The organism is Jannaschia sp. R86511 (genome assembly GCF_042466345.1).
In the GTDB taxonomy this organism is placed as follows: domain Bacteria; phylum Actinomycetota; class Actinomycetes; order Actinomycetales; family JBBAYJ01; genus Aquipuribacter.
The window spans coordinates 4,525,110-4,539,942 of record NZ_JAXHCD010000001.1; the positions used below are offsets into that span (position 1 = coordinate 4,525,110).

At 76.8% G+C, this 14,833-nt stretch carries 12 protein-coding genes; 4 read left to right on the forward strand and 8 right to left on the reverse strand.

All coding sequences use genetic code 11. The features are described from left to right. Positions 1 to 4: 4 nt before the first annotated feature. Together SJY06_RS21255 and SJY06_RS21260 are read right to left on the reverse strand one after the other, a co-directional pair. Positions 5 to 928, reverse strand: a complete 924-nt coding sequence (locus SJY06_RS21255; RefSeq protein WP_380169528.1) for a CorA family divalent cation transporter — start codon at positions 926 to 928, stop codon at positions 5 to 7. Between the two features lie 27 nt (positions 929 to 955). After that, positions 956 to 2,551 carry a lytic transglycosylase domain-containing protein gene (locus tag SJY06_RS21260; protein ID WP_380169529.1) on the reverse strand — a complete coding sequence of 532 codons (1,596 nt, stop codon included), beginning with the start codon at positions 2,549 to 2,551 and terminating at the stop codon, positions 956 to 958. Positions 2,552 to 2,655: 104 nt separating this feature from the next. Here SJY06_RS21260 and SJY06_RS21265 point away from each other — a divergent pair, with 104 nt between their 5' ends. After that, positions 2,656 to 3,297: a trimeric intracellular cation channel family protein gene (locus SJY06_RS21265; protein WP_380169530.1), complete on the forward strand. Its 642-nt coding sequence runs from the start codon at positions 2,656 to 2,658 to the stop codon at positions 3,295 to 3,297. A 71-nt stretch (positions 3,298 to 3,368) separates the two neighbouring features. Continuing rightward, positions 3,369 to 5,846, forward strand: a complete 2,478-nt coding sequence (locus SJY06_RS21270; RefSeq protein ID WP_380169531.1) for an EAL domain-containing protein — start codon at positions 3,369 to 3,371, stop codon at positions 5,844 to 5,846. Between the two features lie 646 nt (positions 5,847 to 6,492). Here the strand turns inward: SJY06_RS21270 and SJY06_RS21275 are convergent. Together SJY06_RS21275 and SJY06_RS21280 are read right to left on the reverse strand one after the other, a co-directional pair. Further along, positions 6,493 to 7,737, reverse strand: coding sequence for an NAD(P)/FAD-dependent oxidoreductase (locus tag SJY06_RS21275; RefSeq protein ID WP_380169532.1), 1,245 nt, complete (start codon positions 7,735 to 7,737; stop codon positions 6,493 to 6,495). A gap of 5 nt (positions 7,738 to 7,742) precedes the next feature. Continuing rightward, entirely contained in the window at positions 7,743 to 8,087 is a 345-nt protein-coding gene (locus SJY06_RS21280) for a non-heme iron oxygenase ferredoxin subunit (protein ID WP_380169533.1), read from the reverse strand. Positions 8,088 to 8,243: 156 nt separating this feature from the next. Here SJY06_RS21280 and SJY06_RS21285 point away from each other — a divergent pair, with 156 nt between their 5' ends. Both SJY06_RS21285 and SJY06_RS21290 read left to right on the forward strand, forming a co-directional pair. Continuing rightward, the gene (locus SJY06_RS21285; RefSeq protein ID WP_380169534.1) at positions 8,244 to 8,939 is read left to right on the forward strand and encodes a hypothetical protein; all 696 of its coding nucleotides are present in this window, start codon (positions 8,244 to 8,246) and stop codon (positions 8,937 to 8,939) included. Positions 8,940 to 9,014: 75 nt separating this feature from the next. Next, positions 9,015 to 9,437: a pyridoxamine 5'-phosphate oxidase family protein gene (locus SJY06_RS21290; RefSeq protein WP_380169535.1), complete on the forward strand. Its 423-nt coding sequence runs from the start codon at positions 9,015 to 9,017 to the stop codon at positions 9,435 to 9,437. A 20-nt stretch (positions 9,438 to 9,457) separates the two neighbouring features. Here the strand turns inward: SJY06_RS21290 and SJY06_RS21295 are convergent, their stop codons facing one another. From SJY06_RS21295 to SJY06_RS21310, 4 genes are all read right to left on the reverse strand, one after another. Then, a complete protein-coding gene (locus SJY06_RS21295; protein ID WP_380169536.1) occupies positions 9,458 to 11,020 on the reverse strand; it encodes a copper resistance D family protein in 1,563 nt (520 codons plus the stop codon). 3 nt (positions 11,021 to 11,023) lie between these two features. Next, a complete protein-coding gene (locus tag SJY06_RS21300; protein ID WP_380169537.1) occupies positions 11,024 to 11,782 on the reverse strand; it encodes a class F sortase in 759 nt (252 codons plus the stop codon). 12 nt (positions 11,783 to 11,794) lie between these two features. Then, the gene (locus SJY06_RS21305) at positions 11,795 to 12,568 is read right to left on the reverse strand and encodes a CHRD domain-containing protein (RefSeq protein ID WP_380169538.1); all 774 of its coding nucleotides are present in this window, start codon (positions 12,566 to 12,568) and stop codon (positions 11,795 to 11,797) included. Between the two features lie 136 nt (positions 12,569 to 12,704). Next, positions 12,705 to 14,798, reverse strand: coding sequence for an EAL domain-containing protein (locus SJY06_RS21310; RefSeq protein ID WP_380169539.1), 2,094 nt, complete (start codon positions 14,796 to 14,798; stop codon positions 12,705 to 12,707). Positions 14,799 to 14,833 lie beyond the last annotated feature (35 nt).

The window sequence follows — 14,833 nt, forward strand, 5'->3', positions numbered from 1 at the left end:
GGGTTCAGAGCCAGCCGCGCCGGCGGAACACGACGTACAGCACGACCGACAGCGTCGCCATCAGCCCCAGCACGGCCGGGTAGCCGTAGCGCCAGCCCAGCTCCGGCATGACCTGGAAGTTCATGCCGTAGACGCCCGTGACCAGCGTCGGCACCACGAGGATCGCCGCCCAGGCCGAGATCCGCTTGACCTGCTCGTTCTGCCGCACGCCGATCTCGGCGAGCTCCGCGGCCCGCTCGTTCTGCTCCTGGGCCACCAGGCTGGCCGACACCGTGAGGATGTCCGACAGCGCGGCCCGCAGCGCGTCGACCCGGTCGACCACGCGCCGGGCCCGCTCGGCCACGGCGTGCAGCCGCTGCCCCGCCGCCCGGCCGCCGTCATCGCGCCCGGTGCGCTCCGGCAGCGGGGACAGCACGTCCAGCAGCGGGTGGGTCGCCCGTTCCAGCGCGATGACCTGCCGGGACAGCTCGTAGATGCGCCGCGGGGCCTCCGTCCGGCCGCCGAAGACGGCCGACTCGACCTCGTGCATGTCGTCCTCGATGGCGTCCAGCACCTCGGCGTAGCCCTCGACGACCACCCAGGCCAGCCCGGCGAGCACGTCCACCGCCCCCGCCGGGTCCGGCACGTGGGGGCGGGCGGCCAGCACCCGGCGCACGTCGTCCGCGCCGGGGCCGTCGTCGTGGAGCAGCAGCACGGCCCCGGCGGACAGGACGAGCACCACGTGGCCCAGCGACACCGCCCTCCGCTCCTCGTCGTAGCGGGCCGGCCGCATGGCCACGAGCAGGTCGTCGCCCAGGACCTGCCGGGTGGGCCGGTCGTGCCGGGCGGCTGCGCTGTGCAGGGCCGGGGCGCCGAGGCCCAGGGCCGCCGCCTGCTCGACCTGCTCCGGTCCGAGCCCGCCCGCGACGTCCAGCCAGCGGGTGCTCACGCGCTCAGCGTGGCAGGTCCGGCGGCCTCAGCCGACCGGTGACCCGGTCGGCGACCCGCTGGGCTCCGACGGGTCGGCGCCCGGCTCATGGCAGCCCTCGCCCGGCTCGGCGTCCGTCGCGCCCGGGGACGGCTCGTCCGACGGGTCGGTGCACGGGGGCAGGCAGGGCTCGCCCGGCGGGGCGGTGGTGGGCGGGTCGGCCGGCTCCGGGTCGCACGTGGCGGGCGGCGAGCTGGGCGGGTCGCTCGGCTCACCCGTGGACGGCGGGGGCGAGCTCGGCGGGTCGCTCGGCTCACCCGTGGACGGCGGGGGCGAGCTCGGCGGGTCGCTCGGCTCACCCGTGGACGGCGGGGGCGAGCTGGGCGGCGGCGTCGTCGGCTCCCCGGTCGACGGGGGCGGCGTCGTCGGTCCGGTCGGCGGGGCGGTCGGGGTGCCGGTGGTCGGCGGGGTCGTCGGCGGCCGCGTCGTGGGGCTCGGCGTCGGGCGGACCGTCGGGACGGCGTCGGTGGGCCGCGGGGTCGGCCGGGTGGTGGGACCGGCGGTCGGCCCGGCGGTCGGCCCGGCGGTCGGCCCCGCGGTCGGCCGTGCCGGCGGTCGCGGGGGCGGGGTCCAGCCCGGGCCGCTGGGGTAGGTCACCGAGGTCGGGGGCAGCGCCTCGCCGGAGCCGGTGTCCGGGAACGCGGTCGGACCGCCGTCCCGGTAGCCGGCCGCCGTGGCCAGGACGAGCTGCACGTACTCGGTCGAGTTGTTGTAGCGGCGCACGGCGGCGGCGGCGGGACCGGGCTGGTCCAGGCCGCCGGGCCCGCTGCACAGGTAGCGCGCGGAGGCGAGCGCGGCGTCGTCGATGTCCTGCGGGTCGCTGCGGCCGTCACGGTCGCCGTCGCTGCCCCAGCGCTGCCAGGTGCCGGGCAGGAACTGCATCGGGCCCACGGCCCGGTCGTACTCGGTGTCGCCGTCCAGGGCGCCGCCGTCGGTGTCGCGGATGACCATGGTGCCGGCCAGCGAACCATCGAGGCGGACCCCCAGGATGGCCGGGACGGAGCGGCCGTCGGCGGTCACGGTGGCCCCGCCGAAGCGGCCGTGGTTCGACTCCACCCGGCCGATCCCCGCGAGCAGGGCCCAGTCGATGCCGCAGGCCGGCTGCTCGCGCGCCAGCACCTGCGCCGCGGCGCGGTAGGCCCGCAGCGTCGCGGCCGGGATGTCGCCGCCGGCCAGGCCCGACGGCACGCCGGAGGCCAGGAAGTCCTCGCCCACCCCGCCGAGCTCGTCGTAGGCGAACGGGTCGATGTACTCGTCCCCGGCCAGCAGCAGCTCGTCCTCGGGCAGGGAGGCCAGGCCGTCGTCGACCGCACCGTCGGCGGCACCGTCGACGGCGCCGTCCTCGGGGAAGGCGGGCAGCTCGGTGCGGGTCTCGAGCCGGCCCAGGCCGCCCTCGCCCGCGGCGAACACGTCCGACGGGGCCGGGGGCCGCAGCCCGGACGGGTCGGCGGCCGCGGCGGTCAGCGCCAGGCAGCCGACGCCGAGCACGGCGACGAGGGTGCGGGCGATGCGGGGGGCTCGCGAGACACGGTGGCGACGCTGCACGGCAGCCCCACCACCCCCGGTCCCCGTTGCCGAAGGCATCGCCCCTCCTGTCCTGCCGCATCCGCGGGCTCGCCGAGGATATGCCCTGACGGGCCTCAGGTGTACCTCTGGCCCAGAATCCGTCCGGACCCGGAGGTGCTGCGGTGGTGAACGAGGTCGGCGAGCTCGTGGGCGTGACGGTGTTCGCGCTGTCCGGGGGCCTGGTGGCGGCCCGGCGCGGCATGGACCTGTTCGGGGCGGTCGTGCTGGCGCTGGTGGCCGGCCTGGGCGGCGGGGTCATCCGCGACGTGCTGCTGGGCGCCACCCCGCCCGGCAACCTGAGCAACGTCTGGGCCCTGTCGTGCGCGACGACGGCCGGGGTCGTCGCGTTCTACTGGGACCTTGGCCTGGACCGGTTCCGCCGGGCCGTGCTGGTGCTGGACGCCGGCGGCCTGGGGCTGTTCACGGTCAACGGTGCCGTGACGGCCCTGACCCTGGGGGCGCCACCCCTGGCCGCGGTGTTCCTGGGCCTGATCACCGGCATCGGCGGCGGCGTGCTGCGCGACCTGCTGTCGGGCCAGGTCCCGGTGGTGCTGCAGGACGACATCTACGCCGTCCCGTCCCTGGCGGGCAGCGTGGCGGTGGTGCTGCTGTGGCAGGCCGGTCTGTGGGGCGTCACCGCCGGGGTGCTGGTGGCGGTGGCCGTGTTCGCCGTCCGGCTGCTGGGCCGGATGCGCCGCTGGCACCTGCGCCGCACGCCCACCGACCCGCCCGCCTGGCCGGAACGGCCGCCCCGCACCGGCTGAGCCCGGCCGGGGGGCCAGACAGCGGGCGGGGCGGCCGATACCGTTCCGGCACGCCCTGCAGGGAGGCTGACATGGCCGTGCCGTCCTGGTCCGCGCGCCGCCACCGCGGTCCCTCGCTGCTGCGTCGTCGGCCGGGCACCGAGGAGCGGCTCGCGGCCTCGCTGTCGCTGCTGGCGGCGACGCTGGAGTCCACCGCGGACGGCATCCTCGTCGTGGACCGCCAGGGCCTGGTCGTCGGCCGCAACGAGAAGTTCGCGCGCATGTGGCGCCTGCCGGAGCACCTGGTGGTCGTGGTGCCCGGCGCCGACGACCTGCCGGTGCTGGAGTTCGTCGTCAGCCAGGTCGCGGACCCGGTGGGCTTCCGGGCCAGGGTCGAGCAGCTGTACGCCAACCCCGACCTGGTCGCGACCGACGAGATCGAGCTGGCCGACGGCCGGGTGTTCTCTCGCTACACGCAGCCGCAGCGCATCGAGGGCGAGGTCGTCGGCCGGGTGTGGAGCTTCCGCGACCGCACCGCCGAGCGCCAGCTGGAGCAGGACCTGCGACGCATGGCCTACCAGGACGACCTGACGGGCCTGGGCAACCGGGCGCTGTTCATGGAGCGCGGCCAGGCGCTGGCCGAGGCCGCCGAGGCCGGCGGGCTGCCGCTCGGCGTGGCGGTGCTCGACCTGGACAACCTCAAGGTCGTCAACGACCAGCTGGGCCACCAGGCCGGGGACGAGATGCTCCGGGTCGCGGCGGCCCGGCTGGGCTCGGCCGCCCGGGCCGGCGACCTGGTGGCCCGGCTGGGCGGCGACGAGTTCGGCGTCCTGATGCCGGACGCCACCGCCGCCACCGCCCACGCGGTCCTCCAGCGCATGTCCGACGCCATGGCGGCGCCGCTGCTGCTGTGCGGCCGACGGGTCGGCTCCTCCCTGAGCGGCGGCAGCTCGGTGGCCCGCGGGCAGGTGTCCCTCGAGGCGCTGCTGCACGAGGCGGACCTGGCCATGTACCGGGCCAAGGCCGACGGCCGGGGCCGGGTCCGGGCCTTCGACGCGGACGTCTTCCGCGCCGACCCGCGCACCGCGGTCGCCGAGGTCGAGCACCTGCTGGCGGACCCCGACGGCCTGCGGACCGTCCTGCAGCCCATCTGCCGGCTGACCACGGGGATGCTGGTGGGGCACGAGTCGCTCACCCGGTTCCCCGGCCGCGAGCACCGCGAGGTCGGCGAGTGGTTCGGCCTGGCCCGGGACAGCGGCCGGGGCCCGGCGCTGGAGGCCCGCGCCATCGCGCGGGCGCGCGCCTCGCACGACCCGGACGCCGGCACCTACCTGACCCTGAACGCAAGCCCGGCGGTCCTGAGCAGCCCCGAGGTGCTCCAGGCGCTGGCGGGGGACCTGACCGGGCTGGTCGTGGAGGTCACGGAGGACTCGCGGCTCGACCTGTCCCAGCTGAGCCGGCAGCTCGACCTGTTCCGGGCCCGCGGCGCCCGGGTGGCGATGGACGACACCGGCGCCGGCTACGACGGCCTGCGGCGCCTGGTCCGGCTGCGCCCGGAGATCGTCAAGCTGGACCGCGAGCTGGTGCACCAGGTGCACGTGCACCCGGAGAAGCGTGCCCTGGTGGAGGCCCTGGTGTCCTTCTGCCGGCAGACCGGGGCGTCGCTGTGCGCCGAGGGCATCGAGACCGTCGAGGAGCTGCGCGCCCTGGCCGACCTCGGGGTGCACCTGGGCCAGGGCTGGTTCGTCGGCCGCCCCGGCGACCCAGCGCCCGACGTCTCGCGGGAGGCGGTGCAGGCCTGCGGGGCCCTGGCCGACGTCACCCCGGGGGACCTGGACCGGTTGCGTCGCCACCTGGACCTGGCCACGGACGTGCTGGACGTGGCCCAGGCGGCGCAGCGCTGCCTGTCGGCGCTGCGGGCCGACGACCTGACCCTGGCGCTGATCGACGGGGACGACCTGGTCGTGGTGGAGCGGCCGGGCTGGACCACCTCGGAGCAGCGCTTCGTCCTGTCGGACCACCCCGCGACGCGCCGCTGCCTGCGCGACGGCCTGCCCGTCTCCGTCCGCACCGACGACCCCGCGGCGGACGCGGCCGAGGTCCGGGCCCTGCGTGAGGTGGGCTACGGCTCGGTGCTGGTGCTGCCGCTGCTGGTGCACACGGACCCGCTGGGCGTGGTCAAGGTGTTCTCGCGGGCCCACCGCTCCTGGTCGGACCGCGAGCTGCGGGCCTGCCGGTACCTGTCGGAGGAGGTCGCCGGCGCCGTCGGCCGGATCCGGCGGCTCAACGGGGCGCGACGTCCCGCGGCTCCTCGAGCAGCCCCACCCGGTCGACCTTGCGGTGGTAGCGGGTGCCGGCCGCACCACCGAGCAGGGCACCGGCCAGCGCGACGAGCAGCACGGCACCGGCCACGAGCGCCCCGGTGCTGGTCAGCTCCGCCGTCCCGACCGGCAGGCCCAGGGTGTCCACCCGGGCCAGCACGTCGAACCGGTCCCCCGCGACGTAGCCGACCACGGCCAGCACGACCGAGACCACCAGGGCCCACAGCCACACGCCGAGCCCCTGCTTGAGCCCGTCGAAGCGGGCCATCCGCCCCGCGACGTACCCCCCGCCCAGGTAGGCGAGGAACAGCCCGACACCGACCAGCACCAGCGCCACCACCCCCGCGGTGGAGGCGTCCTGGGCCGACAGGACCTCCTCGTCGCCCTGGACGCCGCCCACGACCCCGACCACGACGCCGATGACGCTCAGCAGGCCCAGCAGCAGGGCCGACAGCCCCACCGCCACCAGCCAGCCGAAGAACGCCGACCCCACCTGCAGGCCGCCGTAGGCGTCCTTCTCGCGGGCGACCACGTCGTCCGGGTGGTTGGTGAAGAACGTCGTGCCGGGACCGTGCGGGTCGGTGACCGGCCGCTCGCTGGGCCGCGGGGGCGCAGGCACCGGGGGCACCGGGGTCGAGGGCACCGGGGTCGAGGGCACGGCCGACGGGGCCCCGGCCGACGGCGGCGCGACCGGCTCGGGGTCGGCGGCGCGATGGGCCGGCTCGGCCGGACCGGGCGCGACCGGGGGCATGGGGCGGGTGCTGTCGTCGCCGTCCGGCGGGGTGGTGCGACTGTCCTCGGTGCTCATACGGGGTCTCCTCGCCGGGCGGGGTCGCCCCCTGAGGTACCCGTGGCCCCAGGCGTGAAACGTCGCCCCGCCCCGGTCCGCGGGCCATCAGGCGCGGTCGGGACCCCGCAGCAGGGCACGCAGGTCGGTGCCCGCGGCCACGACGACGTCGGGGTCGACCGGGACCCGCCGGTCCACCAGGCGGCGCAGCGCCCGGGCGCTGCGGGGGTCGTCCACGGCCACCGCACCGGTCAGCACGCCGTCCGTCCAGCCGAGCACCGCGGCCGGCCCCTCCCCCAGGACGCCACGGACCAGCGTCCGGGCCGCGTTCGCGGGCCGACCGACGACCTCGACGTGCCGCTCGTAGCGGTCGGTCCAGAACCAGGGCGCCCCGCGCTCGGGGGCCGGCAGGCCCAGCAGGGTCGCCGCGGCCGTGTCCCCGTCGAGCCGGGCCGCGTCCCAGTGACCTCCGGGGGGCTCGACGGACCCGTCGGCGGCGCGTCGCCGGGTGCCGTCCCCGACGGCCAGCACCAGGGGGGCCGAGGTGCGCTGCGCGTCGTCGACGACCACCCCGCCGCCGGGCGCGACCTGCAGCCCCGACAGCCGGGCCAGGTCGTCGGCGGGCACCATGCCGGTGGCCACGAGCACGGCGTCGGCGGGCCGGGCCGAGCCGTCGGCCAGCTCCACCCGCAGGGCGGCGCCGTCGCCGGGGGTGACGGCGCGCACGGCCTGCTGGACCACGTCGACCCCGTGCCGGTCGTGGTCGGCGTGCAGCAACCGGGCGACGTCGGGACCGACCACGTCGGCCAGCGGCAGCGGGTCGGGGTCGACCAGGACGACGTGCACCCCCAGCGACCGGGCGGTGGCCGTCACCTCGGCCCCCACCAGCCCGGCACCGACCACGACCAGGTGCGCGCCGGGCCGCAGCCGCGGCCGCAGCCCGCGGGCGTCGTCCAGGGTCCGCAGCACCGCGGCCAGACCGACCCCGGGCAGCGGGGGCCGGTGGGCCGTCGCGCCCTGGGCCAGGACCACGGCGTCGGCGTCCAGCACGTCCCCGTCGGACAGGCCGACCGTCGCGGAGCCCGGGTCGAGCGCGACGGCGCGCACCCCCTGCCGCACCTCGACGTCGTGCTCGGTGAACCAGCCGGTCGGCAGCAGGCCCAGCTCGTCGTCGCCCAGCCGTCCCGACAGGTACCCCTTGCTCAACGGCGGACGGTCGTGCAGCGCCGCGCCGGCGTCCACGAGCAGCAGGCGACCGGTGTGACCCAGGCGCCGCAGCGCCGAGACCGTGCTGACGCCGGCCACGCCACCGCCGACGACCGTGACGGCCCCGTCGGCACCGACCGCCGTCACGGCGCTCAGCCCTGCGGCTCGGGCGCCTCGCCCGGGAACAGCCAGACCGCCCCGTCCCGGACCTGGACCCGGTGGCAGCGCGCGGCCTTGGTCGCGGGCAGGGACAGCGCCGCGCCGGTGCTGAGCGAGAACCGGGCCGCGTGCAGCGGGCACTCGACCGTGCCGTCCTCGACCCAGCCGTCGGCCAGCGACGCCAGGGCGTGGGTGCAGGTGTCGTCGAGGGCGTAGAACGAGCCCTCGTCGTTGAACACCGCGACGTCGTCCCCGGTCCCGGCCACGTCCCGCGGTACGAGCCTCACCCCGCCGTCGTCGATCTCGTCGACTGCGCAGACCCGCATCCCGTCGCTCACATGACCTCCAGCTGGTACGTCGGTGCGCGGGGACCCGCGCCCGCCAATCTCACCACGCAGCGCCGCGGTCGGCCCGTCCCGGGGGCCGGGGTGTGGTCGGGGGGACGGGCGGGTACCTCGGCCCGGACCGCCCACCCACTCCTCACCGGAGGTCCCATGACCGTCGTCCTCGCCGCCGTCTGCTCGGACGGGGTCGTGATCGGCTCCGACTCCCAGATCACCGAGAGCAGCCGCGGGATGAGCTTCCCCGCGCAGAAGCTCCACCCGCTCGGGGAGTGCGCCGCGTGGGGCGGCAGCGGCGCGCGGGGCGTGCTGGAGGACCTGCGCCCGATCCTCGACGGCGACGCCGCGGCCATCCTGGAGGCCCCCAACATCGGCGACGAGATCCAGGAGCGCGTCGTCCCCATCCTCAAGAAGCACTACGCCAACTACATCGACGAGGTCCCCGGCGAGGGGTCCGGCGGCGGGGTGTCGGCGTACGTGCTCGCGGCCGGGGTCAGCCAGGGCAAGCGGTGGATCGTCGAGGTCAACCCCAACGGCCTGATCGGCCGCTACGACGATGTGGGCTTCCACGCGATCGGCTCCGGCGCGGCCATGGCGCAGCAGGCCGGGGCGCTGATGTCGCACTTCCGGATGACCGAGCGCAGCGTCGACCACGGCGTCGTCGCCGTGGTGCGGGTGCTCGACGCGCTGGCGGAGACCTCGCCGAGCGTCGGCGGGCCCATCGACGTGGCCCGCATCGTCGAGGAGGGCGCCCACCACCTGACCGAGAAGGAGATCGAGAAGGCGCGCAAGGACGCGGCGCGGTGGATGACCCGCGAGCAGGAGGTCCTGGACACGCTGTTCGACTGAGGTCCCGGTCGCCCGACCCGCCTCCAGGGACCTTCGTCCCTGGCCCGGGCGGGCGGCGGAGCGCAGGCTCGGGGCATGGAGACGACGACGCTGCCCCCGGTCGAGCTGAGCGAGTCCGAGTGCTGGGTGCTGCTGCGCGAGGCGCTGGTCGGCCGGCTCGCCGTGTCGGTCGACGACGTCCCCGACGTCTTCCCCGTCAACCACGTCGTCGACCACGGCACCCTGGTGTTCCGGACCGCGGCCGGCACCAAGCTCGCGGCGACGGCGGGCCGGCCGGTCGCCTACGAGGTGGACGGCTACGACCCGTCGTCCGGGCAGGCCTGGAGCGTCGTGCTCAAGGGCCGCGCCCGCGAGGTCAGCCAGCTGCACGACGTGCTGGAGACCATGGACCTGCCGCTGCGGCCGTGGCACGCCTCGTCCAAGCCCCGGTTCGTCCGGGTGGAGCCCACGTCGGTCACCGGGCGCCGGTTCCACACCAGCGTGCCGTCGCAGGGCTGAGGGCGGTCGGCCGCCGTGGCTCAGCCGTCGTCGCGGACCCGCAGCACGTCGGCGAACCCGGGCACGTCCTCGCCCGCGACCCGGCTGACGAACGGGTGGTCGCCCGGGCCGGCCGGCGCCGGGAACGTGATGAACGTCCGCGCGGGCACGTCGACGTCGAACGACCCGTCCAGCGCGGTGATCGTCGCGGCGGCGTCGCTGCTGTTGTAGACGGTCACCGGCTGCGACGGCCTCACCGGCTCCGCGACGTGGAAGCGCTCGGCGTCGACCAGCACCGACACCGAGAGGTCGCCGTGGTCGTGCCCGCTCATGTCCTCCACCGGGGCCGGCGCCGGCGGCGCCGCGGCGTCGCTCTCCTGGGCGCCGTCGGCCGTTCCGTCGGCAGTGCCGTCCGGCCCCTCCGCCGGGCGGTCGGCCGCCTCGGCACCACCGGTCGCGGTCGAGCCGGTGGACGCGGGGACCTCACCGTCGACGGCCGAGGGCGAGGGCGACGCGGCCAGGGCGACCGACACGGCCAGGGTCGCGGCCATGACCGCCACCTCGACCACGCCCAGCCGCGCGAAGGCCCGGGGACGTCCGGCGGCCAGCGCGGGCAGCGTCCGACGCCGGTGCCAGGCGCCCATCGCGGTCAGCGCCACCAGCAGCACCGTCTTGGCCAGCAGCAGCCGGACCCAGCCCTCGCCCCACCAGGACCACGAGGGGGCACCGGCCACCAGCAGGGCCGCCACCACCCCGGAGACGACCAGCAGGCCGACGCAGACCAGCGCCAGCGCGCTGAACCGGCGGACCGCGGTGACCACGTCGGGTCGGCCCCGGCCGTGCAGCAGCAGGCCGACCAGGCCACCGACCCACAGGCTGGCGGTGACGACGTGGACCGAGAGCGCGACCACGGCCGGCACGTGGTCGTCGGCCGAGGCCGAGTGCCCGGCCAGCACGACCGGCACCACGACGGCGCCCAGCGACGCCAGCAGCAGGAGCACCCCCGCCGGGGCCGGCCGGGAGGCCGTCCGGGCCAGCAGGGCGGAGCCGAGCGCGACCGCGAGCAGCAGCAGCCCGGCCCACAGCGAGGCACGGCCGACGGGCAGCGTGGTCAGCAGGGCCAGGACCCCCTGCCCCGACAACCGGGTCACCGGGACCCCGTACAGCGAGCTCGCCGTGAGCAGCAGGGCGGCCACCTCGGCGCCGAACCAGCCGAGCGCGGCCCAGGCGCTGCCCCGCAGGGCCCGGCGCGCACCCGGGCCGGGGCCCTCGCGACCGGCCGCGGTCGGCGCGGTGGGGACCAGCAGCACGGCGAAGACGAGCTGGCCGACGGTCAGGACCGCGAGCACCCGCACCAGCAGGTCGACCACGGGCCGCCCCCAGGCCGTGACCAGGCCCGGGTCCGGCAGGCCCGCCGCGGGGGCGACGGGGCGCCCGCCTCCGACGACCAGCGCCAGGACCAGCAGGGCGGTCAGCGCCGCCGCCGCCGCGACGTGGCGGGCCGGTCGTCGGGGCCGCGACCCCGACGGGGCAGGCGCGGGCGGGGGGGTGACGGACGCGGGCGGGGCGGGGGCCGGGGGCCGGACCGCGGGCAGCAGCGCCACGGCTCAGACCTCGCGGGCGAAGACGATGATGTTGTCGTCGAACCGGCCGGTGCTCTCAACGATGGTACCGCCGCAGGTGATGAGCCGGAGCTCGGGCCCCTCGGTCGGGCCGTAGACCTGCACGGTCGGGAACCCGTCCTTGGGGAACTGCTGCAGGTCGTAGACCTCGAACGTCGCGACGCTGCCGTCCTCGCGGACGACCTCGACCTGGTCGCCCACCTCGAGCCGGGCCAGGTCGAAGAAGACCGACGGGCCCCGGGCGGCGCTGCTCACGTGGCCCTCGATGACGGCGGGGCCGACCTCGCCGGGTCGGGGCGAGCCGTCGTACCAGGCCGCGGTGTCGAAGTCGTCGCCCTCGGGCACCTCGAGCGTGCCGTCGTCGCGCAGGCCCAGGTGGAGCAGGTCGGAGGTGACGTCGATGGCCGGGATGCGCACCTCGACCGGGGCCGCGACGGGCGCGGCCGCCTCGACGGTCGGGGTGGCGGGGGCCGCGCTCGACGGACCGGCACCGGAGGTCGGCGCGGAGCTCGGCACCGCGGACGGCGCGGCGGACGCTGACGGAGCGGCGTCGGCCGTCGGTGCCGACGGGGCGGGGGTGGCGGCGAGGGTGGGGGGTGCGGGGGTGGCGTCCTGGCCGGACAGCCCCACGGCCGCCGCGGTGCCGCCACCGACGAGCAGCGCCACCGCGAGGACCGTGAGGACGGTCCGGCCAGGACGCCGGGCGGCGCGGGCCGTGCCCGGCCGCCCGGCGTCCTGGCTCATGTCAGCGGCCGATCAGGAGTCGGTCGCGGTGCGACGACGGGCGACGAGCAGGGCGCCACCGGCGACGAGCGCGGCCGCGCCACCACCGACGAGCGCGAGGTCGGCACCGCCGACGGCGGCCTGACCGGTGTCCACGCCACCGGCGGGGACGTCGGTCATCTGCGAGGCCTGGACGACGCCGCACAGGGCGGGGTCGGTGGCCTCGGTGGGCAGCGACGGGTCGAGGTCGGACTCGGTGTCGCCGTCGTAGGCGCCGGAGCCGTCGTGGTCCACGCCGTGCACGACGACGACGGACTCGCCGGACAGGATGTCCTCGGCGACCTCGGCGGTCACCTCGACGTCACCGCGGGAGTAGCTGACGTCGTCGCCCACGCCGAACCGGTCGACGGCCAGGCCGGAGTCCGGCGAGGTGTCGCCCTCGGTGGTCAGCGACACGACGATGTCGCCGTAGAACGGCGCACCCTCGCTCGTGTTGATGGTGCCGGAGCCGTCCTCGTCCGCGTCGGCGGTCGGGCACTGGTTCATCGTGTCCTCGCCGTAGTGGATGTGGGCCGCGTGGGGCGCCTCGGCGAGCAGGCCGTCGTAGGCGAGGGTGAAGCTGAGGGTGGTGCCCTCGACCTCGATCATCGCGTCGCCCGAGCCGGGGGCGTCGTTGAGCGGGACGGGGGTGAGCTCGCCCATCACGGAGCCGGCGTCGGAGCCGGAGGCCATGGCGGGGGCGCCGGTGAGCAGCAGTGCGGCGATGCCGACGGCCGGTGCGGCCAGGAAAGTACGGGAGATGTTCATCGGGGTGGATCCTTCCGATCGCGCCTGCGGCACGCACGGGGCGTGACGTCAGGTTCTCGACCCCACAGAAGTGGGCGGTCGGAAGGGGTTCGGACCTGCGCCGGGGCCGGATTGGTCCGGTCCGCGACCGGCTCGCTCAGCGGCCGGGCGTCGACCCCGTCGCCGTCCGCACCTGCCCCGCGCCGTCCCGCTTGGCGCGGTACATGGCGGCGTCGGCCTCGGCCAGCAGCCGGTCCGCGCTGAGCGCGTGCTGCGGGGTCAGGGCGACCCCGACGCTGCCCGACAGCCGGACCTCGACCGGCCCCGCGACCAGGGGCTCGCCCAGCGCGTCGACGAAGCCGCCCGCGACCCGGGCCGCGACCCGCTGCGCGCGGCCGGGCTCGAGGTCGGCCAGCACGGCGACGAACTCGTCGCCGCCGATCCGGGCCAGCAGGTCGCCGCGGCGCAGCACGGCCTCCAGCCGGTCACCGACCTGGGCCAGGACGGCGTCCCCCGCGGCGTGGCCGAAGGTGTCGTTGACGTCCTTGAAGCCGTCCAGGTCGAGGAACACGACGGCCACCGACCGGTCCGCGCCCTGGGCGCGGGCGACCGCCTGCTCCAGCCCGTGGAACAGCGCGCTGCGGTTGGCCAGGCCGGTCAGGGCGTCGCGGCCCACCTGGCGGGCCAGCTCCCGCTCGGCGTCCAACCGGGCCGTCACGTCGAGCTGGTAGCCCAGGTAGTGCCCGGCCGTGCCGTCCGGGCCGAGCACCGGGGACAGGTGCAGCTCGTTCCACCACAGGCTGCCGTCCTTGCGGTAGTTGCGCAGCACCGCGCGGTGCTCGCGGCCCTCCCGCACCGCCCGGGACAGCCCGGCGACGGCGTCGCGGTCGGTGGCCGGGCCCTGCAGCATGCGCATGTTGGCGCCGAGCAGCTCCTCGGCCGCGTAGCCCGTCAGCCGGGTGAGGGCGGGATTCACGTAGACGACCGGCATGGCGGGGTCGACGACGTCCACGACGGACACGCCGCCGACCGCGCCGTCCAGGGCGCGGGTCAGCAGGTCGGCGGGCAGCCCGGCCGAGGGTGGCAGCAGCGGGACCTCGGCCCCGCGGGCCCGGCGCAGCCCGCCCCCGGTGGTGGCCCGCGCGGTAGTGGTGACCGGCGAGGCCGTGGGGTCGGCGACCCGGGCGCAGCCGGGGCGCTCCGGCCGGCCGAAGAACCAGCCCTGCCCCAGGTCCACCCCCAGCTCGAGCGCGGCGGCGGCCTGCTCGGCCGTCTCGACGCACTCGGCGAGCACGAGCCCGCCGTAGGAGTGGACGATGCCGACGATGGCCTCGACGACCGAGGCGGCGACCCGCCCGGGCAGCTCCTGGACGATGTCCTTGTCGAGCTTGACCACGTCGGGCCGCAGCCGCACCACGGTGTTGAGCGAGGAGTAGCCCGCACCCAGGTCGTCGAGGGCGACCTTGCAGTCGCGCGAGCGGTAGTAGGCGAAGACGTGCTCGAGGTGGTCGAGGTCGTGCACGCGGTGGCCCTCGGTCACCTCGAACACGATCCGGTCCAGCCGCACCCCGGCGGCGCGCGCCGCCTGCTCGGTGGTGCGCAGGCAGACCTCGGGCCGGTAGATCGACGTGGGGACGAAGTTGATGAACAGCAGGTCGTCACCGAGCCACGGCCCGGCGTCGCGCAGCGCGGTGGTGCGCCCCACGCGGTCCAGCAGGTTCGTCCAGCCGGCGGCCTCCGCGGCCGGGAACAGCTGGTCGGGGAAGACCGGGCTGCCGTCGGGCGTCACGGCCCGCAGCAACGACTCGTGGCCGATGGTGCGGCGGTCGGCCAGGTCGACGATGGGCTGGTAGACGGCGTGGAAGCAGGCCTGCTCGTCGGCGAACAGCGGCAGCAGCGAGGCGTGGTCGACGCGGGCGCCGGCCGCGGCGAGCGTCGGCGCGCCGAGGGCCGCGCCCAGCAGGTCGGCCGCGGCCGGCTCCTGGGTCCCCTCGGGCAGGACGAGGCAGCGCACCTCGTCGGCCTCCACCGACGACAGCTCGTCCCGGGCCGAGGCGACGAACGCGGCGACGTCGACCCCGGTCAGCTCCAGCAGCCCCGGCGCGAGCACCTGGGCGGGCGTCCCGGCCCGCAGGGCGAGCGATCGCAGGGCGGTGGCGGTGTGGTCCACGTGGGTCGCAAGCAGCACCCGGCCGGCGCCGGGGGTGCTGGGGGCGGTCGAGCAGGTGCAGGAGGCGCAGTCCTTCGTCACCTGTCCTCGTTCGGTCGATCACCCCCGCGACTTGA